This is a genomic window from Micromonospora sp. WMMA1947 (genome assembly GCF_027497355.1).
Taxonomy (GTDB): Bacteria; Actinomycetota; Actinomycetes; order Mycobacteriales; family Micromonosporaceae; genus Micromonospora.
Genome location: NZ_CP114909.1, coordinates 2,989,322 through 3,010,948, shown reverse-complemented (window position 1 = coordinate 3,010,948; position 21,627 = coordinate 2,989,322). Strand labels below are relative to the sequence as shown.

General features: G+C 72.9%; 19 protein-coding genes. 12 read left to right on the top strand and 7 right to left on the bottom strand.

What is annotated here, in order from left to right; genetic code table 11:
• The first annotated feature begins 9 nt into the window (after positions 1-9).
• Positions 10-672: a DedA family protein gene (locus tag O7604_RS14460; RefSeq protein WP_269704294.1), complete on the top strand. Its 663-nt coding sequence runs from the start codon at positions 10-12 to the stop codon at positions 670-672.
• A gap of 13 nt (positions 673-685) precedes the next feature.
• Here O7604_RS14460 and O7604_RS14455 read toward each other — a convergent pair whose 3' ends face one another.
• From O7604_RS14455 to O7604_RS14440, 4 genes are all read right to left on the bottom strand, one after another.
• Complete coding sequence (locus O7604_RS14455; RefSeq protein WP_281579863.1) at positions 686-2,248, bottom strand: cellulose binding domain-containing protein; 1,563 nt, start codon at positions 2,246-2,248, stop codon at positions 686-688.
• 142 nt (positions 2,249-2,390) lie between these two features.
• Positions 2,391-3,815 carry a carbohydrate-binding protein gene (locus tag O7604_RS14450; RefSeq protein WP_281579862.1) on the bottom strand — a complete coding sequence of 475 codons (1,425 nt, stop codon included), beginning with the start codon at positions 3,813-3,815 and terminating at the stop codon, positions 2,391-2,393.
• Positions 3,816-3,892: 77 nt separating this feature from the next.
• Positions 3,893-4,639 carry a membrane protein insertase YidC gene (gene yidC, locus O7604_RS14445; RefSeq protein WP_281579861.1) on the bottom strand — a complete coding sequence of 249 codons (747 nt, stop codon included), beginning with the start codon at positions 4,637-4,639 and terminating at the stop codon, positions 3,893-3,895.
• A 132-nt stretch (positions 4,640-4,771) separates the two neighbouring features.
• On the bottom strand, positions 4,772-5,047 hold the full coding sequence (locus O7604_RS14440; RefSeq protein ID WP_269707008.1) for a DUF6412 domain-containing protein: 276 nt from the start codon (positions 5,045-5,047) through the stop codon (positions 4,772-4,774).
• Between the two features lie 206 nt (positions 5,048-5,253).
• Here O7604_RS14440 and O7604_RS14435 point away from each other — a divergent pair, with 206 nt between their 5' ends.
• The 4 genes from O7604_RS14435 to O7604_RS14420 all read left to right on the top strand — a co-directional run bounded on the left by O7604_RS14435 (position 5,254) and on the right by O7604_RS14420 (position 10,367).
• The gene (locus O7604_RS14435) at positions 5,254-6,402 is read left to right on the top strand and encodes a glutamate--cysteine ligase (RefSeq protein ID WP_281579967.1); all 1,149 of its coding nucleotides are present in this window, start codon (positions 5,254-5,256) and stop codon (positions 6,400-6,402) included.
• A gap of 41 nt (positions 6,403-6,443) precedes the next feature.
• Positions 6,444-7,817 carry an FAD-dependent oxidoreductase gene (locus tag O7604_RS14430; protein WP_281579860.1) on the top strand — a complete coding sequence of 458 codons (1,374 nt, stop codon included), beginning with the start codon at positions 6,444-6,446 and terminating at the stop codon, positions 7,815-7,817.
• Positions 7,818-7,948: 131 nt separating this feature from the next.
• The gene (locus O7604_RS14425) at positions 7,949-9,370 is read left to right on the top strand and encodes a WGR domain-containing protein (protein WP_281579859.1); all 1,422 of its coding nucleotides are present in this window, start codon (positions 7,949-7,951) and stop codon (positions 9,368-9,370) included.
• A gap of 124 nt (positions 9,371-9,494) precedes the next feature.
• Positions 9,495-10,367 carry an aminoglycoside phosphotransferase family protein gene (locus tag O7604_RS14420; RefSeq protein WP_281579858.1) on the top strand — a complete coding sequence of 291 codons (873 nt, stop codon included), beginning with the start codon at positions 9,495-9,497 and terminating at the stop codon, positions 10,365-10,367.
• A 1-nt stretch (position 10,368) separates the two neighbouring features.
• Here the strand turns inward: O7604_RS14420 and O7604_RS14415 are convergent, their stop codons facing one another.
• Positions 10,369-11,178: a DNA-formamidopyrimidine glycosylase family protein gene (locus O7604_RS14415; protein WP_281579857.1), complete on the bottom strand. Its 810-nt coding sequence runs from the start codon at positions 11,176-11,178 to the stop codon at positions 10,369-10,371.
• A gap of 276 nt (positions 11,179-11,454) precedes the next feature.
• Here O7604_RS14415 and O7604_RS14410 point away from each other — a divergent pair, with 276 nt between their 5' ends.
• The 5 genes from O7604_RS14410 (at position 11,455) to rocD (ending at position 16,990) form a co-directional block, all read left to right on the top strand.
• Entirely contained in the window at positions 11,455-12,204 is a 750-nt protein-coding gene (locus tag O7604_RS14410; RefSeq protein ID WP_281579856.1) for a cellulose binding domain-containing protein, read from the top strand.
• Between the two features lie 5 nt (positions 12,205-12,209).
• Complete coding sequence (locus O7604_RS14405; protein WP_269704273.1) at positions 12,210-13,664, top strand: RICIN domain-containing protein; 1,455 nt, start codon at positions 12,210-12,212, stop codon at positions 13,662-13,664.
• A 113-nt stretch (positions 13,665-13,777) separates the two neighbouring features.
• Positions 13,778-14,674, top strand: a complete 897-nt coding sequence (locus O7604_RS14400; RefSeq protein WP_281579855.1) for a DMT family transporter — start codon at positions 13,778-13,780, stop codon at positions 14,672-14,674.
• 286 nt (positions 14,675-14,960) lie between these two features.
• Positions 14,961-15,776: a dimethylargininase gene (ddaH, locus tag O7604_RS14395; RefSeq protein ID WP_281579966.1), complete on the top strand. Its 816-nt coding sequence runs from the start codon at positions 14,961-14,963 to the stop codon at positions 15,774-15,776.
• Positions 15,776-16,990, top strand: a complete 1,215-nt coding sequence (gene rocD / locus O7604_RS14390) for an ornithine--oxo-acid transaminase (RefSeq protein WP_281579965.1) — start codon at positions 15,776-15,778, stop codon at positions 16,988-16,990. The genes ddaH and rocD overlap by 1 nt, the downstream gene beginning before the upstream one ends.
• A gap of 79 nt (positions 16,991-17,069) precedes the next feature.
• Here rocD and O7604_RS14385 read toward each other — a convergent pair whose 3' ends face one another.
• A complete protein-coding gene (locus O7604_RS14385) occupies positions 17,070-18,212 on the bottom strand; it encodes an FHA domain-containing protein (protein ID WP_281579854.1) in 1,143 nt (380 codons plus the stop codon).
• Positions 18,213-18,439: 227 nt separating this feature from the next.
• On the opposite strand from O7604_RS14385, the gene O7604_RS14380 reads away from it, so the two are divergent.
• Positions 18,440-19,204: a hypothetical protein gene (locus O7604_RS14380; RefSeq protein WP_281579853.1), complete on the top strand. Its 765-nt coding sequence runs from the start codon at positions 18,440-18,442 to the stop codon at positions 19,202-19,204.
• Positions 19,205-19,255: 51 nt separating this feature from the next.
• Here the strand turns inward: O7604_RS14380 and O7604_RS14375 are convergent, their stop codons facing one another.
• Positions 19,256-20,308 (bottom strand): acyl-CoA desaturase, encoded by a 1,053-nt coding sequence (locus O7604_RS14375; RefSeq protein WP_281579852.1) that lies wholly within the window; start codon positions 20,306-20,308, stop codon positions 19,256-19,258.
• 285 nt (positions 20,309-20,593) lie between these two features.
• On the opposite strand from O7604_RS14375, the gene O7604_RS14370 reads away from it, so the two are divergent.
• Entirely contained in the window at positions 20,594-21,373 is a 780-nt protein-coding gene (locus O7604_RS14370) for a glucose 1-dehydrogenase (protein WP_281579851.1), read from the top strand.
• The last annotated feature ends 254 nt before the right edge of the window (positions 21,374-21,627 follow it).

The window sequence follows — 21,627 nt, the reverse complement described above, 5'->3', positions numbered from 1 at the left end:
AGGACCGCCATGGCCCTGGCCCAGGACGTCGACCCGAACCAGTTCACCGGGCTGACCGGGTGGGTGGCGAGCGTGATCGACTCGTTCGGCGCGGTCGGTGTGGCGCTGCTGGTGGCGCTGGAGAGCATCATCCCGCCGATCCCGAGCGAGATCGTGCTGGCGATGGCCGGCTACCTGTCCGCCGAGGGCCGGTTCAACGTGGTGCTGATCGTGGTCGCCGCGACAGTCGGCTCGCTGCTCGGCGCGCTGGTGCTCTACTGGCTCGGCGCGGCGCTCGGCGAGGACCGGCTCAAGCGCTGGCTGGACCACATTCCGCTGGTCGACCTGGAGGATCTGGAGAAGGCCGACCGCTGGTTCGAGCGGCACGGCCGGTGGGCGGTGCTGATCGGCCGGGTGGTGCCTGTGGTGCGCAGCCTGGTCTCGATCCCGGCCGGCGCCAACCGGATGCCGCTGGGCGAGTTCATCCTGCTCACCACGCTCGGCAGCGGCGTGTGGAACGCCCTGATCGTCGGCGCCGGGTTCGCTCTCGGGTCGCGGTGGGAGGACGTCGACAGGTACAGCTCGTGGTTCAACTACGCGATCTTCGCCGTCTTCGGTTTCATGATCGTCAGCTGGGCGGTGAAGAAGGTGCGCCGGCGGCGCGCCCGGCAGTCGGTGACCACCGGGCGCTGACCGCCGCGCGGGCTCAGAATCCGGCGGTGATGCCGGTGAACTCCCAGGTGTTCTGCGCGATGCCGGAGCAGTTGGCGACCACGCCCCCGCCCGGGCAGGGCCGGTCCCGGTTGACCGACCAGAACGTGAACCGGGCCAGGCCGCGCGCCTTGGCCCAGTCGCGGATCTGCGTCCAGGTGGCCGGCGAGGTCAGCTCCTGCTGGTCGGAGAGGCCGTTCATGCCGGACAGGCCCATGTGCGCGTACGCGGTGGCGTCGGACCAGCCGAACGCGTTGCGCAGCGCGGTCTTCAGGCCCTCGGCCGCGTTCACCGTGTTCTGGTACATGTTCGCGCCGCCGCCGAAGTCGAACGGCATGATGGTGAACACGTCGATCCCGGCGCCCTTGGCCGCCGCCTGGTTGATCAGCCGGGTGCCGTAGTACGACGGCCCGGTGGTCGAGGTGCCGAACGTGATGATGGTCTTGATCCCCGGGTTGTTCTGCTTGACGATCTTCAGGGCGTCCAGGATGCGGTCCTGCACCACCTCGTTCTCGAACTCGTCGCTGTTCTCGATGTCGATGTCGATCGCCTTCAGCCCGTACGCGTTGATGACCTGCTGGTAGGCGCCGGCCAGCGCGGCGGCGGTCGAGCAGTTCGGGCCGAGCTTGTTGCCGCTCCACCCGCCGAAGGACGGGATGACGTCGCCGCCGGCCGCCTTGATCGCCGCGATGGTGGCGGCGTGCGTGCCGCCGGTCAGCGGGCCGGTGCCGTCCCAGGCCGGGGTGCAGCCGCCGCCGGAGAGCACGAACGCGATGGTGAACCACTTGATCCCGGTCGCGCCCATCACGGTGGACGGCGCGGGCGGGTCGCCCCAGCCCGGGTAGAGGTAGGGCGCGGCGGCCATGGCACCGCCGCCTCCGGTGCAGCCGCTGGTGGTGGCCGCGACCGCCGCCGACTTCGCCGACTCGCCGCTGCCGTTGTACGCGGTCACTGTGTAGCTGTGCCCGCTGCACGCGGCCAGCCCGGAGACGGTGGCCGAGGTGCCGGTGACGGTGGCCTTGACGGTGCTGCCCTCGTACACCCGGTAGCCGGTGACGGTGCCGGAGACCGCGTTCCAGGCGAGCGACACCGAGGACGCGGTGGTGCCGGTGACCCGCAGTCCGCCGGGGGTGGTGGGCGCGCCCGGGTTGCCGGGGTTGCCGCCGCCGGTGCAGGAGGCGCCGTTGACGGTGCAGTTCACCGGGTCGCCGGTGCCGCTGACGACGAAGCCGAAGCTGGTGCTGGCACCCGGGGCGAGCGCGCCGTTCCAGGACTGGTTGACGGCGGTGACGTGCTGGCCGGAGGTGGTGAGGCGGGCGTCCCAGAACGAGCCGAGCGTGCTGCCGGCGGGCAGGTCGAACTGGACGTTCCACGAGGAGATGGCGGCGGAGCTGTCGTTGGTGACGGTGAACCGGGCCTCGTACCCGCTGCTCCAGCTGGAGGTGCGGACGAAGGCCGCGGTGGCGGCCGAGGCGGGCGGGGCGGCGAGCAGGGCACCGGCGACCACGGCGGTGGTCAGCGCGGCGGCGAGCGTCGCCAGGCGGGGGCGGAGTCTCACGGCGTCCTCCAGGGGACGGGCGGGGGTGGAGAGGAATTCACAACCGTCGACGCGCGCCTATTATTAGGAGTGTTAACTGTTTCTGTCCAGCACCGGTTCGACGCGACCCGGACCGGGGGTCCGGGCCGCGTTCCGACCGGCCTCAGCGGCGGAAGGTGAACCAGTTGACGTTGACGAAGTCGGACGGCTGACCGCTGCTGAACGTCAGGTAGACGGTGCGCCGCCCGGTCACCGCGCTGACGTTGCCGGGCACCGAGCGCCAGGTCTGCCAGCCGCCGGTGTTGCCGACCGCGAAACTGCCGATCGGCGGCGCGGTCGGGCTGTCCACCCGGACCTCCACCAGCCCGCTCACCCCGGACGCCGCGCCGGAGGCGACCCGGGCCACGAAGTCGCGCGGCGGCGTGGAGCCGAAGTCGACGTTGTCGTAGCGGGCCCAGTCGCCGTTGGCGAGCCACCCGATGTCCTGGCCACCCTCGGCGCACGTCTCCACCTGCACGCCGTTCTGCGCGTTGAACGACTCGGCCTGGATCGTCGAGTAGGCGTCACGCACTCCGCCCGGCGGCGGCGTGGTCGGCGTCGGCGACGGGTTACTCCCGCCACCGCGGGTGTAGACGGCCACGTAGTCGACAAGCATCGACCGGCCGGGCACGGTCGACGCGGTCGGCGTCGCCGAGCCGGCCACGCCGTCCGGGAAGCCGCCGCCCATCGCCACGTTGAGCAGCAGGAAGTAGCCGGCGTGGTTGGTCATCTGACTCCAGTACGGCTCACCGATCTGGTTCTGCCCGACGGTGTGGAAGAGCTGACCGTCGACGTACCAGCGCAGTTGCTGCGGGCTGATCGAAGCGTCCCACTCGAACCGGTAGGTGTGGAACGCCGACTGGCAGGTGCTGCCCGGACAGGCCCGGGACGCGCCGATGCCGTTGAACTCCCCGCACGGGCCGCCCGGCGCGACGCCGCAGTGCAGCACGCCCCAGACCGAGTTGATCCCGTTGACGTTCTCCATCACGTCGAACTCGCCGATGCCCGGCCAGTTCTGGTAGTTGCCCCGGTACGGCGAGCCGAGCGCCCAGAACGCCGGCCAGTACCCGGACGCCGCCGCCCCCGTCACGTTCGGCATCTGGATCCGGCCCTCCAAGGCCAGCACGCCGCCGGTCGGCGGCTTGAAGTTCGAACGCACCGTCTCGATCCGGGCCGAGGTCCAGCGGCCGGCGGAGTCCCGCAGCGGCGTGATGCGCAGGTTGCCCGAGCCGTCGTGGGCCAGGTTGGCGGTGCTGGAGGTGTAGGTCTGGATCTCGCCGGTGCCCCAGTTGGCCGGGCCGCCCGGGTAGCTGGTGCCGGTGTCGATGATCCAGTTGGCGGACGAGGGCAGCGTGCCGGCGGAGCCGGTGAAGTCGTCGCTCCACACCAGGTTCCACCCGGACGGCGTCGGGGGCACCGCAGCCTGGGCGGTCATCGAGACGCCCGCGAGCGCGGTGGTGAGCGCGAGGACGCCGGCGGCCAGGGCGAGCCGGCGGCGTGGTCGGGGCACGGTGGCGGAGGCGGCCGCAGCCGCCGGGATCGGGTTCATCGGGGTGCCTCTCTGCGGGGACGGGTCCGGGAGAGCGCTCTCTGAGAGCGATTTCTACGCGCCCGCCCCCGCATTTGTCAACGCTTGTCGATGGCCGCCGCCGGCTGCGGCCGGCGCAGCACCACCTGCTCCAGCGCGGTCCACGCCGTGGTGGTGACCAGATAGAGCACCGCCGCCAGCGGCACCACGAGCGCCACCAGCACCGTGGCGTACGGCAGCAGCGGCAACAGCCGCCCGAGCACCGCCGCGCCCGGGCCCTCGGTGGGCGTACCGGCCACCGTGCCGGTGGCGGCCGCCGCCCGGCGCATCCGCCGCGACGACCACCAGGCCAGCGCGAGCAGCGCGGCCAGCAGCACCCCGAACACGAGCAGCACCGGACCGGACAGCCCGTCGCCGAGGTGCCACCCCAGCGGTACGCCGGCCAGCCGCTCCCCCAGCAGCTGCGGCGCGCCGTCACCGGTGGCGAACAGGCGGTACATGACAAGGAAGAACGGCGCCTGCAACAGCGCCGGCAGGCAGCCCGCGACCGGGCTGGCCCCGGCGTTGCGGTAGAGCGCGAACACCTCGCTCTGCAGGCGGGACGGGTCGTCGGCGTACCGGCGCTGGAGTTCCCGTACCTCGGGGGCGAGCGCGGTGCGACGCCGCTCCCCGCGGACCTGTGCCACCGTCAGCGGCGAGATCAGCAGCCGGACGGCGACGGTGAACAGGACGATGGCGGCCGCCGTGGCGGCGCCGCCGGTGAGCGGGGCGAGCACGTCGGCGAGCCAGGTGACGACGGTGGCGGCGGCCGAGGCCGCCGAGTGCAACGGTGCGAAGGCGAGCATGGGTGGACCCCTCGATGGCGATTCCGGGTGTCCCGGGCGGCGACGTGCGCGCGGCGGGACGGATGACGACGGAATCGGCCGCGAAGCCGGGGAGAGAGCGGCGGCCCGCCGGCGCGGGCCGGAAGGAGGTGGCTACGCGGCCGAGGGGCGCAGGCCGGGTGCGCGGGGGCGCGGACGCCCCGGCGCGTCCGGGTCGACCTGCCGGGGCACCCCACGACGGCGGGCGCGGGCCCGTAGTGCGGCGGCGAACCGGGTGCCGGGCGGCGTGGGCAGCGCGCGGACGCGCAGCGCGAGCAGGGTCGCGAGCAGCAGCGCGGCGACGACCGCCGCACCGGCGAGCAGCCCGGCCGGCCGGTCGGCGAACAGGGTGAGGGCGTACGCCCACGCCCCCGTCAGCACCGCCAGCATCCCCGCCACGAGCCCACCCTAGCCCGCCGTGTCACGCACCGGGGCCCCTGCGCGCACGCCGATCCGACGCTCGGCCGGCCCCGCACGCGACCCCGAACGGGCGAACCGGCACCGACACGCCCACCGGCACGTTTCCCGAAACGGACACGGTGGGTAACAGGCTCTCGACCCCGCGGCACGGTGCCGTGAGCGGTCCGGAGGAGACGGTGGTGACGATGAGTGGCTCAGTGGCGGAGCGGGAGCGGAGCGCCGCACCGGGCGGAACCGACCTGCTGACGGTCGGCGTCGAGGAGGAGTTCCTGCTCGCCGACCCGCACACCGGGACCGCCGTACCCGCCGTCGACCTGGTGATGGAGCAGGTGCCGGCCGAGCTGCGCGGTCAGGTGGAACGGGAGTTCCAGACCAGCCAGATCGAGATCGGCAGCCCGCCCGGACTGGACCTGTCCTCGATCCGGCACTCGCTGTCGATGCTGCGCGCCGAGCTGGCCGACGCGGCCGAGCGGGCCGGCGTACGGCTGCTCGCGATCGGCACCGGGCCGGTCGACGGGCCGGTGCCGCCGGTGGTGGACAAGCCGCGCTTCGACCGGATGATCGAGCGGTTCCGGCTGCTGGTGCCCGGCCCCGGGAACAACGGCATGCACGTGCACGTCGGCATTCCCGACCCGGACACCGGTGTGCAGGTGCTCAACCACGTCCGGCCCTGGCTGCCGATCCTGCACGCGGCCACCGCCAACTCCCCGTTCTCCCGGGGGGCGGACACCGGGTACGCGAGCTGGCGCTCGGTGGAGTGGGAACGCTGGCCGTCCGTCGCGCCCACCCCGTACCTGGAGTCGCACGAGCACTACGAGCGGCTGATCCGGCAGCTCATCGCCAGCGGCGTGATGCTGGACGAGGGGATGCTCTACTGGTACGCCCGGCTCTCCGCGAAGTACCCCACGGTGGAGATCCGCATCGGCGACGTCTGCCCCTCCGTGGACGACGCGGTGCTGGTGGCGGCGCTGGTCCGCGCGCTCGTCGCGACAGCGCTCACCGACATCGACGCCGGCCGTCCGGCCGTCAACACCGACCACCACCTGCTCGTGGCGGCGCACTGGCGGGCCGCCCACGACGGGCTGGAGGGCGAGGGCGTCGACCTCACCGACGGTGAGCTGCGCCCGGCGTGGGAGCTGCTGGACCGGCTGGTCGACCGGCTGCGCCCGGAACTGGAACGGCACGGCGACCTGGACCGGGTGACCGATCTGCTGGGCGGGCTGCGCCGGCACGGCAGCGGCGCGGCGCGGCAGCGGGCGGTGTTCGAACGTACCGGCAACCTCGTCGACGTGGTCGCGGACGTGGCGCGGCAGACCCGTGGCTGAGCGGCCACGCGGCCGTGGCCCGGCGTGACAGGATGGGCGACGTGGCCGAGCGCATGATCGTCATCGGCGGCGACGCCGCCGGCATGTCGGCGGCGTCGCAGGCGCGGCGCCGCCGCGACCGGTCCGACCTGGAGATCGTCGCATTCGAACGAGGGCACTTCACCTCCTACTCGGCCTGCGGCATCCCCTACTGGGTGAGCGGCCTGGTGGAGGATCGGGACGAGTTGGTCGCGCGCGACCCGGCGACCTTCCGCGACGAGTTCGGCATCGAGGTCCGTACCCGGCACGAGGTCACTGCCATCGACCTGGACCGCCGCGAGGTGATCGCACGCGACCTGGACGGCGGCGGCGAGGTCCGCGCCGGTTTCGACACCCTGGTGTACGCCACCGGCGCGTCCCCGGTGCAGCCGGACTGGGCACGCGACGACGTGGCCGGGGTGTTCGGCGTGCAGACGCTGGACGACGGGGCGGCGCTGATCGACTGGCTCGAACGCGAGCCCCGGCCCCGGCACGCGGTGGTGGTCGGCGGCGGCTACGTCGGCGTCGAGATGGCCGAGGCGCTCGTGCAACGCGGGCTCTCGGTGCAGCTGGTGGAGCAGGCCGACCAGCCGATGTCCACAGTCGACCCCGACATGGGCGAGCTGGTGGCCGAGGCGATGCGCGGCACCGGCATCGGCGTCCGCACCGGCCTCACCGTCACCGGCCTCGACGAGCGGGACGGCCGGATCTCCGCGGTGGTCACCGACGAGGGGCCGATGCCGGCCGACGTCGTGGTGCTGGGCCTCGGGGTACGCCCCAACATCGGGCTCGCCGAGGCCGCCGGCCTGCCGATCGGTCCGTCCGGCGCGGTCCGGACCGACCGCCGGATGCGGGTGCCGGGCGTACCGGGCGTCTGGGCGGCGGGCGACTGCGTGGAGTCCCTGCACCGGGTCAGCGGCATGCCCGTGCACATCCCGCTCGGCACGCACGCCAACAAGCAGGGCCGGGTAGCGGGCATCAACATCGGCGGCGGGTACGCCACCTTCCCCGGCGTCATCGGCACCGCCGTCACCAAGGTCTGCGAGCTGGAGGTGGGCCGCACCGGGCTGCGCGAGCGGGACGCGCGGGAGGCGGGCTTCGAGTTCGTCACCGTGCTGGCCCAGTCGACGAACCGGGCCGGCTACTACCCGGGCTCGCGGCCGATGACGGTCAAGCTGCTCGCCGAGCGGCCCAGCGGGCGGTTGCTCGGGGCGCAGATCGTCGGGTGGTCCGAGGCGGCCAAGCGGATCGACGCGCTCGCGGTCGCGCTGTGGAACGGCATGACAGTGGACGAGATGACGGCGCTCGACCTGGGTTACGCGCCGCCGTACGCCCCGGTGTGGGACCCGGTGCTGATCGCGGCCCGAAAGGCCGTCGACGCCCTCGCCGCCGTGTAAGGAAGGGCCCCCTATTAACGCCTCCGGTAGAGGAAGGGCCCCTTCTTAACACCGGCACCCGGGTTTGTCGGTGCCCGGCGTTAGCGTGTGCGCGTTGCCGGTCCGGCACTTCCCCTCGGAGGTAAACCCCCATGTCCCAGGAGACGACCTACCTCGAACTGTCCGAAGTGGACGGTGGAGCGCACAAGTTCTACGAGGTGGTGGTCGACGACACCGCGATGACAGTGCGCTACGGCCGGATCGGCGACCAGGGCCAGGTGAAGACGAGCACCTACCCGGACAACGCCCGCGCCCGCGCCGCCGCCGCGAAGAAGATCGGCGAGAAGATCCGCAAGGGGTACGCCCCGGCGGTGCGCGGCGTACGCCAGAAGCGCACCGTGTCGCGCCGGCAGATCGTCAGCACCCGTTCGACCGCCCGCACCGCCCCGGTCCTCTGGCGGTACGCCTCGGGCGCGCCCGCCTTCGGCATCTTCGTCGACGACCGGCACTGCATGGTCGGCAACGAACACGGCGTGATCACCACGCTCGACCACGACGCCCGGCTGGTCAACCAGGTCCGGCTGCCCGACGGGGTGAAGTGCATCGTTGCCGACGACGCCTGGGTCTACGCGGGCTGCGACGACGGAAACGTCTACGACCTGTCCGGCAAGGTGCCCCGGGCGGCGTACGCGATCGCGCCCGAGATCGACATCTACTGGCTGGACATCCACGACGGCGTGCTGGGCGTGTCCGACCGCGACGGTGGCATCTCGGCGATCGACCACGAGGACGAGTTCCTCTGGCGCCGGCCGGGACGCGGCCGGTCGGCGTGGATGGTGCGCTGCGACGCCGACGCGCTCTACCACGGCCACTCGCAGGGGGTCACCGGCTACGACTGGCGCACCGGGCGCGAGCTGTGGCACACCGGCACCGGGGCGGTGCTGTTCGGCTGGCAGGAGCGGGACGCCGTGTTCGCCGGTACGGGCACCCGCGAGGTGGTGCGCCTGCGCAAGGACGGCCGGGCCGAGCAGGTCTACCGCTGCGACTCCGCGGTCTTCTCCTGCGCCACCGCCGAGGGCGGCCGGTACGTGTTCGCGGGCGACAGCGCGTCCTCGATCTACTGCTTCGACCAGTCCGGCAACCGGCTGTGGAAGCTCGGCACCGGCTGCGGCTCGGCGTACTCGATGCAGTACCACGACAACCGGCTCTACGTGGTCACCACGAGCGGCCACCTGGCCTGCATCGACGCGAGTGAGGCAGCGATCCGGGCGGCCGAGGCGGGCAGCGTGCCCGACGTGGTCGACGTCAAGGCGCCGGCCCGGATGCCCGAGACTGCCGCCTGGACGTCGGTCGAGGTGACCACCGACGACCGCGACGGCGTGCTGGTGCAGTGCGTCGAGCAGGGCGGCCGGCTGCGGGTGCACGTTCTCGCCGACGGCTACCGGCGGGACTGGTCGGTGCAGTTCCCCAAGGGCATCCGGGAGCCGGGCGCGCGCTACCTGGTCACCGAGGTCCGCGAGTCCGGCCGGGGCGGCTTCTACCGGGCGTACGGGGACATCCGCCGACTGCGGTGACAGGCCCTCGGCGGGCCCGCCGCAGGCGAGGCGGCGCCGGCCTGGTTGGGACGAGGGGGCCCGGCGAGGCCGGAGGGCCGCGTCGGGGACAGCGGAGACTCGCCGCACCGGTCAGGATGTGCCGATGCGGTGCGACATTCCCGAAGGGCTGCGCTGGGTCGAGCGGACCGAGACCGGCCGGGCGTGGCTCGCGGAGCTGCCCGGCCGGCTGGCCGACTGCGTCGCGCGGTGGGAGTTGACGGTCGGTCCGCCGTTCGCGTACGCGTTCGCGTCGCTGGCGCTGCCCGCGACGCTGCCCGACGGCACCAGGGCCGTGTTGAAGCTCCAGTATCCGGACGACGACAGCGTGCACGAGGCCACCGCGCTGGCGCACTGGGACGGGCGCGGCGCGATCCGGCTGCTCGGGCACGACCCCGGCCGGCGCGCGCTGCTCGTCGAGCGCTGCGATCCCGGCACGCCGCTGCACTCGCTGGCGGCCGACGCGGCGCTGGACGTCGCGGTCGGGCTGCTGCCAAAGCTCGCGGTGCCGGCCGGTGCGCCGTTCACGCCGCTGGCCGAGGAGGCGGCCGGCTGGGCGGAGCGGATGCCTGGCAACTGGCGGCGGGCCGGCCGCCCGTACGAGCGGCGCCTGCTCGACGCCGCGCTCGGGCTGCTCGCCGAGCTGACGCCGAGCCAGGGCGAGCAGGTGCTGGTCAACCAGGATCTGCACGCCGGCAACATCCTGGCGGCCGGGCGCGAGCCGTGGCTGGTGATCGACCCGAAGCCCCTCGTCGGCGAGCGGGAGTTCGCCGTGGTGCCGCTGGTACGCGGCGCGGAGCTGGGCCACTCCCCCGCGGCGGTCCGGCACCGGCTCGACCGGCTCAGCGCCGAGCTGGGTCTGGACCGGGAGCGGGTACGCGGCTGGGCCATCGGCCAGACGGTGGCCTGGAGCATCGGCGGCGACCAGGTCTTCCCCGGCAACGTCGAGGCGGCCCGCTGGCTGCTCGACGAGATGTGAGTCAGCCCGCCTGGCAGGCGGGGCACCAGTAGAGGTTGCGCCCGGCCAGCGCGCCCCGGCTGACCGGGGTGCCGCAGACGTGGCAGGGCGCGCCGGGGCGGCGGTAGACGTACACCTCACCGCCGTGCCTGTCGACGCGCGGCGCGCGGCCGGTCGCCTCCGGCAGGTGCGCGTCGCGCACCGTGTCGATCCGGCCCCGCTCGACCGCGAGGGTCATCAGCGTCACCAGGTCCGCCCAGAGGTCGGCCCAGCCGGCCGGCGTCAGCTCCCGCCCGGGCAGCAGCGGCGGCAGACCGGCCCGGAACAGCGCCTCGGTCACGAAGATCAGGCCGGTGCCGGCCACGACCGACTGGTCGAGCAGCAGCGCGGCCAGCGGGGTGGGGCTGCGGCGGATCCGCGCGTACGCCCGGTCCGGGTCGGCGTCGGCGCGCAGCGGGTCCGGCCCGAGCCGGTCGCGCAGCGCCGCCACCTCGGGCGGGGTCAGCAGCTCGCAGGCGGTCGGGCCGCGCAGCTCCAGCCAGTGCCGGTCGCTGTGCAGACGCAGCCGCAGCTGCCCGACCGGGGCCGGCGGCTCCCCCGGCCCGTCGGCGAACTTCCCGTACAGACCCAGGTGTACGTGCAGCGTCAGCTCGCCCGCGTAGTGGTGCAGCAGGTGCTTGCCGTACGCCTCGGTGCCGTCCAGGACGGTGCCGCTCAGGCGGGCCGCGCCCTCGGCGAAGCGCCCCTGCGGGCTGTCGGCGTGCACCTTGTCGCCCGCGAACAGCTCGGCGTGCCGGGCGGCGAGGCGGTGGATGCTGTGTCCCTCTGGCACAACGGCCAAGCGTAGCCAGCAGACCGCGCCGTCGGCGACGTCGGGTGCCGGGACGGCATTGAATCGACGATCGTCGACTGAAAGACTGGCGGCGGTAGCGCTCGGGAGCCAGTGCGAGCAGCTCGATCTCGCCGGAGGGACAAGCGCGGGGTGATGCGCCACCCCGGTGCCGGGCAGTCGTCTCCGGCAAGTCCGCCGTGCCGCCGCGGCGGCGACATCGCGGTCCACCACCTCCGGCGCCGACCGCCCCCGGCGCCCCCAGCTCGGGAGAGACAGATGCTCCGTACCCTCGGCGCGGCGCTGGCCGCCACCCTCGCCCTGACCGGCCTGGCCGCCTCGGCCGGTTCCGACCGGTCACCCGCCGCCACGACGATCACGCCCGCCACCGCGGCGACGCCCACCCCGACGCCCACGTACGCCTGCCCGCCGGCGCTGCCGGTCACCGGCCAGGTGACGGGCGCCACCACCACCAGCGTCACCATCACCTACTGGATGGTGCTCAGCCCGCCCTGCGGCTACGACCCGCCGCTGCTCATCAGCCTCTTCACCAGCCGCGAGGACGCCACCGGGTGGCGCGATCCGGTGGCCGAGGCCGTCACCGGGCCGGAACGGTCGGGGACGGTGACCATCGGCGGCCTGACCCCGGGCACCGAGTACTGGTTCCGGTTCGGCGACACCAAGGGCACGCGGGATCCGTACGTGATCGGCGGACCGGCGCGCACGCTGTCGCTCTGCTCCGCGACGGCCACTATCGACAGCAGGTGGGGCGGCGGCTTCGTCGCCACGGTGACGGTGCGCAACGGCGGCACCGAGCCGGTCCCGGGCTGGCTCGTCTCGTGGCGCTGGTCCGGTGACGAGCGCATCCAGTCGGTCTGGGGCGGGGTGGCCGAGGGCACCGGCCAGGACGCCACGGTCCGTAACGCCTCCTGGAACGGGACGCTGGCACCCGGCGCGTCGACGACGTTCGGCATGCTCGTGGCGAGCAGCGCGACGCCCGCCACGATCACGCCGGTCTGCGGGCGGTGACCGGCGTGCGACGGGCGGCACGGCACGGCGCCACCGGCCGCCTCCTGGCGGCCGGGCTGGCGCTCGCGGTGGCCGTCGCGGTGACGGTGATGGGACCGGCGGCCGCGCTGGCGGCGCCGGTGACGGTCACAAACGGCACCCAGTTCACCGACACCAGCGGCGCCGTGGTGCACGCCCACGGCGGCGGCGTGCTCAAGGTCGGCGACTACTACTACTGGTTCGGCGAGAACCGCAACCCGGACAACACGTTCCGGGCCGTCTCCGTCTACCGCTCCACGGACCTGCGCACCTGGGAGTTCCGCAACAACGTGCTCACCCAGTCGTCCGCGGCCGAACTGCGTGTCGCCAACATCGAGCGGCCGAAGGTCGTCTACAACGCCTCCACCGGCCGGTTCGTGATGTGGATGCACAAGGAGAACGGGTCCGACTACAACGAGGCGCGGGCCGCCGTCGCCTCGTCGGCCACGGTGGACGGGAACTACACGTACCACGGCAGCTTCCGGCCGCTCGGGCAGCACATGTCCCGCGACATCACGCTCTACAACGACAACGGCACCGCGTACATGATCTCGGCCGCCGACGACAACTACGACCTGCACATCTACCGGCTCACCTCGGACTACCTCAACGTCGCCACGCTGGTGGGCAACTTCTGGGACGGCGCGCACCGGGAGGCGCCGGCGATGTTCAAGCGGGGCTCCACGTACTTCCTGCTGACCTCGGGGGCGACGGGCTGGAGCCCGAACCAGGCCCGGTACGCCACCGCGCCGAGCATCTCGGGACCGTGGAGCGGCTGGACCGACGTGGGCAACGGCACCACGTTCAACTCTCAGCCGGCGTTCGTGCTGCCGATCCAGGGCACCTCCGGCACCAGCTACCTCTATCTGGGTGACAGGTGGGCGGGCGCCTGGGGCGGCCCGGCCAACGACTCCCAGTACGTGTGGCTGCCGATCGCCTTCCCGACCGCCACCAGCATGAGCCTGACCTGGTATCCGTCCGTCACCGTCGACACCGCGGCGGGCACCGTCACCGGGAACTCGCCCACGTACCACCGCGTGACCGCCCGGCACAGCGGCCGGGTGCTCGACGTGATCAACGGCTCCACTGCGAACAACGCCGAGGTCAAGCAGTGGGGCTGGAACGGCGGCGGCAACCAGAGGTGGGAGTTCCAGGACGCCGGCGGCGGCTGGTTCCGCCTCGTCAACGCGGCGAGCGGCAAGTGTCTCGACGTCGCGAACGCGTCCACCGCCGACGGCGCCAACATCATCCAGTACACCTGCGGCGGCGGCGCCAACCAGCAGTGGCAGTGGGCCGCGCGCGACGGCTGGTTCCAACTGCGGGCCCGGCACAGCGGCAAGTGCCTGGACGTGGTGAACGCCGGCACCGGCGACGGAGCGGACGTCCAGCAGTACACCTGCGGCGCGGGCACCAACCAGCAGTGGTCACGCACCGTGTCGTGACCGGACGGCACGCCTGAGCGTGCGGAGCGAACCCAGGGGTGTCGATTTCGGCACACCTGGGTACTTCCTGCATGTCATGCGCGGCCTCCGCGCCTGGATCAGGAGGTGTCATCGTGAAGATCCTGTCCCGCCGGAACTCTCCGGCGACCAGTACCGATACCAACGGCGACGGCGTGGTCGACGAACGCGACCGGACCGCCGAGCAGCCGGCCGACCGGCCCGTGGTCACCGACCGCGACGAGGAGCGGACCACGTACCGCAGCGCCGCCACCGCGACCGACGACGAGCGCGCCCGGGACGCGGCGACCGACCGGGCCGCCCGCGACCGCGACACGACGGCGGCCACCGACGGCCGGACGGCGGCAACGACGACCGACGGCCGAATCGCGACGGCCGACGACAAGCGGGACGCGGAGGCGCGGCGGCGGGCCGCGGACCGGGGTGCGGCGGCGCGTGCGGTCACCGGCCGCCGGACCGACGCCGACACCGTTCCGGTGACCGACGCGCGGACCGCCGGCGCGGCGCCCGTCGCCGAGCGCACCGCCGACCTGGACCGCGACGGCCGGCCGGACCGCACCGACCTGGACCACGACGGCCGCGCCGACCTCGACCGGGACGGCCGCCCCGACGGTACGGACACCGACCGCGACGGCCGGGTGGACCGGCCCGAGCCGTACACCACGAAGCGTCCCCGGGCCAGCCTGCTCGCCACGCTCGGCCTGATCGTCTCGGTGATCGGTGCCCTGTTCGTGCTCTCCGGCACGCTCGCCGGGTACGGCATCGGCGTCGGCGCGGCCGGCGCGGTGCTCGCCGTGCTCGGCCTGATCGCCACCCGCCGCCGGCATGTGGCGGGCAAGACCGACGCGCTGATCGGCATCGCTGTCGGCCTGGCCGCCGTGGTGCTCGGCATCGTGGCGATGACCGGCCAGTTCGACTGGCCGACCACCGACGGCGAGTGGGTGGGCCGCTTCCGCGAGTGGCTTGACTCACAGTTTGGCGCCTGGTTCTGACGGGCACTGTCCCGATCGCCGGCAGGGCCGGTCAGCCCGATCAGTTCTGGTGGTTCACCGGCCGGGCAACACCTCTTTCGGGGGCGGCGGTTCGCCGCCCCCGAAGTGTGTCCGGCGTCGGCGCAAGGATCACCCGCCGCTGACCGATTCAACGCAACGATTCGCTGCCGGACGCAACTTCTCGCGGTGGATATCGTCTACCCGGGCCGCATAACGTTGGACCACGGCGCCAGCCCGTGGGCCGACCGTGGCCGGGCGCGCCCGACCCTGGGAGCACGACATGACGATGGACGCCATCCGCCAGCGCTTTCTGATGTGCCGGCCGACGTACTTCGCCGTCGACTACGCGATCAACCCGTGGATGGACCCCACCGCCCCGGTCGACGCCGACCTGGCGATCCGGCAGTGGGAGCAACTTCGCCGGACGTACCTCGACCTGGGCCACGAGGTCGACCTGATCGAGCCGGTCGCCGGCCTGCCGGACATGGTCTTCGCCGCGAACGGCGGCACCGTGATCGACGGCAAGGCCATGGCGGTGCAGTTCCGCGACCCCCAGCGCGCCGACGAGGCGCCCGCGTACCGGGCCTGGTTCGAGAGCGCCGGCTTCGAGATGTACGACCCGAAGCACGTCAACGAGGGCGAGGGCGACGTCCTGCTGGCCGGTGACCACCTGCTCGCCGGCACCGGGTTCCGCACCGCGCACGCGTCGCACGCCCAGCTCCAGGAGACCTTCGGCTACCCGGTGATCACCATGCAGCTGGTGGACCCCCGCTTCTACCACCTGGACACCGCGCTGACGGTGCTCGACGAGCGCACCGTGGCGTACCTGCCGGAGGCGTTCTCCCCCGGCAGCCGGGCGGTGCTGCGCCGGCTGTTCCCGGACGCGATCCACGCCACCATGGCCGACGCCGAGGTGCTGGGCCTGAACGCGGTGAGCGACGGCCGGCACGTGGTGCTGCCGGCGCAGGCCACCGACCTGGCCGCGAAGCTGCGCGACCGGGGCTACGAGACCATCGGCATCGACCTGTCCGAGCTGCGCAAGGCCGGCGGCGGACCGAAGTGCTGCACGTTGCGACTCCGTCAGGGAAAGGCGAGCAAGTGATCATCGACGACATGCTGCGGACTCCGTCCGCCGTCCGGGACGCGGAGCGTCACACGGCGCACAACTACCACCCGCTGCCCGTGGTGATCTCGTCGGCCGAGGGCGCCTGGCTGACCGACGTGGACGGCCGCCGCTACCTCGACTGCCTGGCGGGATACTCGGCGCTGAACTTCGGCCACCGGCACCCGAAGCTGATCGAGGCCGCCCACGCGCAGCTCGACCGGCTCACGCTGACCAGCCGCGCGTTCATCCACGACCAGTTCGCCGCCTTCTGCCGCGAACTGGCCGCGCTCTGCGGCAAGGACCTGGTGCTGCCGATGAACACCGGCGCCGAGGCGGTGGAGACCGGCATCAAGGTGGCCCGCAAGTGGGGCTACCAGGTCAAGGGCGTCACTCCGGGCCAGGCCAACATCGTGGTGGCGGAGGGCAACTTCCACGGCCGTACGACCACGATCGTCAGCTTCTCCACCGACGAGGACGCGCGCGCCGACTTCGGGCCGTACACCCCGGGTTTCACTGTGGTCCCCTACGGCGACCTGGACGCGCTGACCGCGGCGATCGACGAGAACACGGTGGCCGTGCTGCTGGAGCCGATCCAGGGTGAGCAGGGCGTCGTGGTGCCGCCGGAGGGCTACCTGCCGGGTGTCCGCCGGGTCTGCACCGAGCGCAACGTGCTGTTCGTCGCCGACGAGATCCAGTCGGGCCTGGGCCGCACCGGCGCGACGTTCGCCTGCGAGCACGAGGGCGTCGAGCCCGACATGTACCTGCTGGGCAAGGCGCTCGGCGGCGGCATCGTGCCGGTGTCGGCGGTCGCCGCGAACCGCGACGTGCTGGGCGTGCTCCAGCCGGGCCAGCACGGCTCGACGTTCGGCGGCAACCCGCTGGCCTGCGCGGTCGCGACCGAGGTGGTCCGGCTGCTGGCGACCGGCGAGTTCCAGCGCCGCTCGGCCGAGCTGGGCGAGCGGCTGCACGCCGGGCTGCGGGGCCTGATCGGCAAGGGCCTGGTGGCGGTACGCGGTCGCGGGCTGTGGGCCGGGCTGGACATCGACCCCGCGTTGATGACCGGCCGGCAGGCGTGCGAGCGACTGATGGAGCGGGGTGTGCTCGCCAAGGACACCCACGGCTCAACCATCCGGCTCGCCCCGCCGCTGGTGATCACCGCCGACGAGATCGACCACGCGGTGGCGCAGCTCGCCGCCGTCCTGGCCGGCTGAGGCCGTACGCGACGCGGCTGAGGCCGTACGCGAGAAGGCGCCGGGACCACGACGGTCCCGGCGCCTTCGCACGTGGCCGTTACTGACGCGGCAGCCGCATCGCCATGGTCGGCGCCTCGGCCATCACCGAGTTCGGGGTGTACTTGGCGTCGCTGCTCATGGCACCGGCGCGACCCACCTGCACGCCCGGGTACAGCTCGATCAGGTCGCCCTCGGCGAGCACCCGGGACTGCTGCGGCGCCAGCGCGATCCGCTCGTGCTCCGCCATCGAGCCACCGGGGCGTACGCCGGAGCCGTTGGTGCTGGTGTCGGTGATCACCACCTCGCCCACCCGCAGCTCCAGGCGGATGTGGCTGCGGCTGATCCAGCGCCGGGCCTCGTCGTTGAGCCACTGGCCCAGAGTCACCCCGCCCGGCCCGTCCGGCGCCCGGCCGACCGCGACGGGCTCGGTCTCGGTGAGCACGAACCGCTTGCGGACCAGCCCGCCGATGCGCACCGCGAGCACCTCGGTACGCGGGCGCGGGCCGGCGTCGGAGAGCCGCGTACCGTGCCGGGGGCAGGTGGGCGCACCGGTACGCAGCGTGGGCGGCGGCTGCTCGGCCGGCACCCGGTCCACCGCGGCCAGGTCGGCGAAGGCGCCGCCGCCCCCGCCGAACAGCGCGCAGCCCGGCTCCGGGCACCGCCACTTCCGAGTGAGCAGCTTGACCCCGGCCGGGGAACGGCTGCCGGTGGCCGGGTCCTGGCCGCCACCGACGTGCGCGATGAAGACCGGCCCGCCGGCGCCGGGCACCGGGGCGAGCACGCGGCCCGCCTGCCCGATCCACGGGTACCGCCCGACGACCCCGTCGAGCCGCGCCCGGGTGAGCACCGGCAGGCCGAGCAGGTCGGCCACCTCCAGCATCCGGTCACCGGGCTGGTCGAGCACCTCCACCAGGCCGTCGTCGGCCCACCGGCGCACCACCATCCGCTCGTTGGAGGTCAGGTCGGCGTCGGACAGCAGTGCCCGGTGCACGATCGCGTAGACCGGGACGCTGTCCTCGCCGATCTGCCGGGACAGCGCGTCGATCACCATGCCGAGCCGCAGCAGGCTGGCCGGGCGTCCGCCGTCCAGGTTCTGCCAGCGGATCACCTCGGCCAGGTCGACGACGGCCCGGGCCAGCGACGGGTCGGTGCAGACCCGCCCCTCGATGGCGTCGAGCACCTTGCTGATCTCGAATCTCATGCCGCAGCTCCGCACGATGTCGTCCCGTGACGCGGCCGGGGCCGGTCGGCCCGCCGCGCCGCGCGCCACCACCGCGGCGCGCCCTCCACCATGCGACGACCCTACCGGCCACCCCCGTCGGCGGCCTCGCCGCGCACGCCGGAAAAGGGGCGCACGCCACCCGTCGGGTGCCGCTACATTGATCGTCCGGCCCCGGTGGGGGCTTTTTTCACGGAGGAACATCACTGATGACGAAACGACGGCTGGCGACCACGGGGGTCGCGCTCGTCGCGGTGCTCGGCCTCGGTCTGACCGGATGCGGCGACCGGACCGGAACGGGCGCGCCAGCCGAACGGGCCGCCGCTGCGGGCTCCGCGAGCCCGGCGACGACGCCGCGTGACGAACTGACCGCCGCCATCGGGAAGCTCAACGAGCAGACGCTGCGGGTCGAGCTGGACTCGGCCATGCTCACCGCGCACGGCGTGACCGACCCGCGGGCTCGCACCATGCAGACCACCCTGACGATGGCCGCCTTCGGTGAGGTGCGCATGCTGGTCATCGGCACCGACACCTGGGTCAAGTTCGACGGTGCGCTGGGCGAGCAGCTCGGCGGTTCCCGGAAGTGGCTGCGCATGGACACCGGCGACGGCGTGATGCCGGTGGACGACCCGGGCGGGGTGAAGAAGCTGCTCGCGGCAGTGGTCGACGTCCGCAGCTCGGGTGACCGCGCGTACGCCGGGACACTCGACTACACGCGCAGCGGCGCCAACGCGAAGGCGCTCACGGCGGCGGGCGACAAGGCGAAGGCGCTGCCGTTCACCGCGACCGTCGACGAGCAGGGGCGCCTCAGCACGTTCAAGATGGACATGACTCCCATCGATGCGTCGCTCGGCGAGATGTCCGTCGCCTACTCCGAGTTCGGCACGCCGGTGAAGCTGAGCCCGCCCGCGCCCGGCGCGGTGGAGGAGGCACCTGCGGCAATCGCCGCGGCCTTCTCGGGGTCCGGGTCCTGACCTGACGCCGGGCGGAGGCGCCCCCACTCGCCCCCGCCCGGCCCGCCGCGCTCAGGCCGCGCGCAGCGGCCGGCCCACGTCGTGCAGGTGCGCCAGAGCCTGCCGGTACGACTCGACCAGCCCGGTCTCCGCGTACGGGACGCCCTGCTCGGCGCAGTACGCCATGACCAGCGGCCGGGCCCGGCGCAGGTTGGCGCGCGGCATGTTCGGGAACAAGTGGTGCTCGATCTGGTAGTTGAGCCCGCCCAGCGCCAGGTCGACGAACCGGCCGCCGCGGACGTTGCGCGAGGTCAGCACCTGCTTGCGCAGGTAGTCCAGCTCGTCGTCGGCGGTGGGCATCGGCATGCCCTTGTGGTTCGGGGCGAACGAGCAGCCCATGTAGAGCCCCCACAGCCCCTGGTGCACGGCGACGAACAGCAGCGCCTTGGCCGGGGACATGACCGCGAACAGCAGACCGAGGTAGCCGGCGGCGTGCACGGCGAGCAGGAGCGCCTCCACCGCCCGGTGCCGCATCGGCACCCGCCACCGCCCGTCCGGCTCCCGACCGACGAGCGCCTGCACGCTCGCCACGTGCAGCGCCAGCCCTTCCAGCAGGAGCAGCGGGAAGAACAGCCAGGCCTGACGGCGGGCCATCCACCGGCTCAGGCCGCGCGTGGCCATCGCCTGCTCGTACGTCCAGACCAGCGCGCCCGCCCCGACGTCCGGGTCCTCGTCGGTGTGGTTCGGGTTGGCGTGGTGCCGGTTGTGCTTGTCGACCCACCAGCCGTAGCTGAGCCCGACCGCCAGGTTGCCGGCGACCAGCCCGGCCGCCTCGCTCGGGCCACGCCGGCGGAACATCTGCCGGTGCCCGGCGTCGTGGCCGAGGAACGCCACCTGTGTGGTCGCCACCGCCATCACCACCGCCAGCGGCACCTGCCACCACGAGTCACCGACGAGTGCCACCACGACCCAGCCGGCCGCGAACGCGCCGAGCGTGAGCGCGATCCGCAGCGCGTACCGGCCGGGCCGCCGCTCGAACAGCCCCGCCTCGGCGATCCGGCGGGACAACCGCGCGTAGTCGCTGCCCCGCCGTGCCGCGGGTTCCGTCGCCGTGGAAGAAGTCATGTCGCCCCCGATGCCGCGAGCCACGCTCCGCACGCGACTCTCCGTCACCGATTCTGGCGATGATCGTCGCCGTGGGTAATCCCGCAGACCCCCGGCTCGGGGGTGGTGCTGTCCCTACCCCTCCGGGCCGGCGCGACGCAAACGATCTTCATCACACTGCGGCGGCCCCTCTCGCCGGTGGGCGCACCCCCTCTGACCAGCTAATCTGTACGTAAATACGAGGGCTACTCATCCGAACGACCAGGGTGCAGGCCGTACGGTCATCGACAGACGGGAGACAGCGCGGTGCGTGGATTGACGGACAAGGTGGTGCTGGTGACGGGCGGCGGCTTCAGCCCCGACCAGGTGGGCTCCGGACTCGGCATGTCCATGTGCGTCGAACTGGCCGCCGAGGGCGCGAAGGTCGTCGTCTCCGACCTCTCCATGGAGCGCGCCGAGGCGACAGTCACGCGCGTCAAGGAAGCCGGCGGCGACGCGGTGGCGGTGGCGGCCGACGTCACCGACGAGGACTCGGTGCGCGCCATGGTGAGTGCCGCCCTCGACGCGTACGGCCGCATCGACGTGCTGGTGAACAACGCGGGCGTCTTCGGCGCGTACGTGCCGTTGCTGGAGATCGAGAACAAGCAGTGGGACCGCGTCATGGAGGTCGACCTGAAGGGCGTCTTCCTGGTGACGAAGGCGACGCTGCCGCACATGCTGGAGCGCGGCAAGGGTGTCGTGATCAACGTGTCGTCGGCGTCCGGCGTGGTCGCCAGCGAGGTCGGCGCGGAGTACACCACCGCCAAGCACGGCGTCATCGGGCTCACCAAGCAGATCGCCTACGACTACGGCCACCAGGGCATCCGCGCGGTCGGCATCGGCCCCGGCGTGATCAAGACCGCCGCCTTCGAGGGCGCGGAGATCACCAGCGACTTCCCGTTCTACGACCTGACCATGCAGGCGCCCGCCGGCCGGTACGGCGAGCCGCACGAGATCGCCCGCGCGGTCTGCTTCCTCGCCAGCGACGACGCGTCCTTCATCCACGGCCACACCATCCCGGTCGACGGTGGTTCGCCGATCAGGTGAGACACGAGCCGCGGTCACCGAAGCAGGGTGGCATGTGTGGACATGATGAGGGGCGCAGCCATGCCTGGTGCGCCCCTCATCAGTCATTCAGACCTTGTCCAGACCCATTCTGATCCAACGTCGAGCTGCCTGCTCCCATGTCACCTTCTGGAACATGGCAGCTTTCCGAATAGCCTCGTCCCAACTGAAGATCTTGACGCTCTGCCTGCTTTCCAGACCGTCTTGCGACGAGATTCTCAAGTAGTATTCCGAAT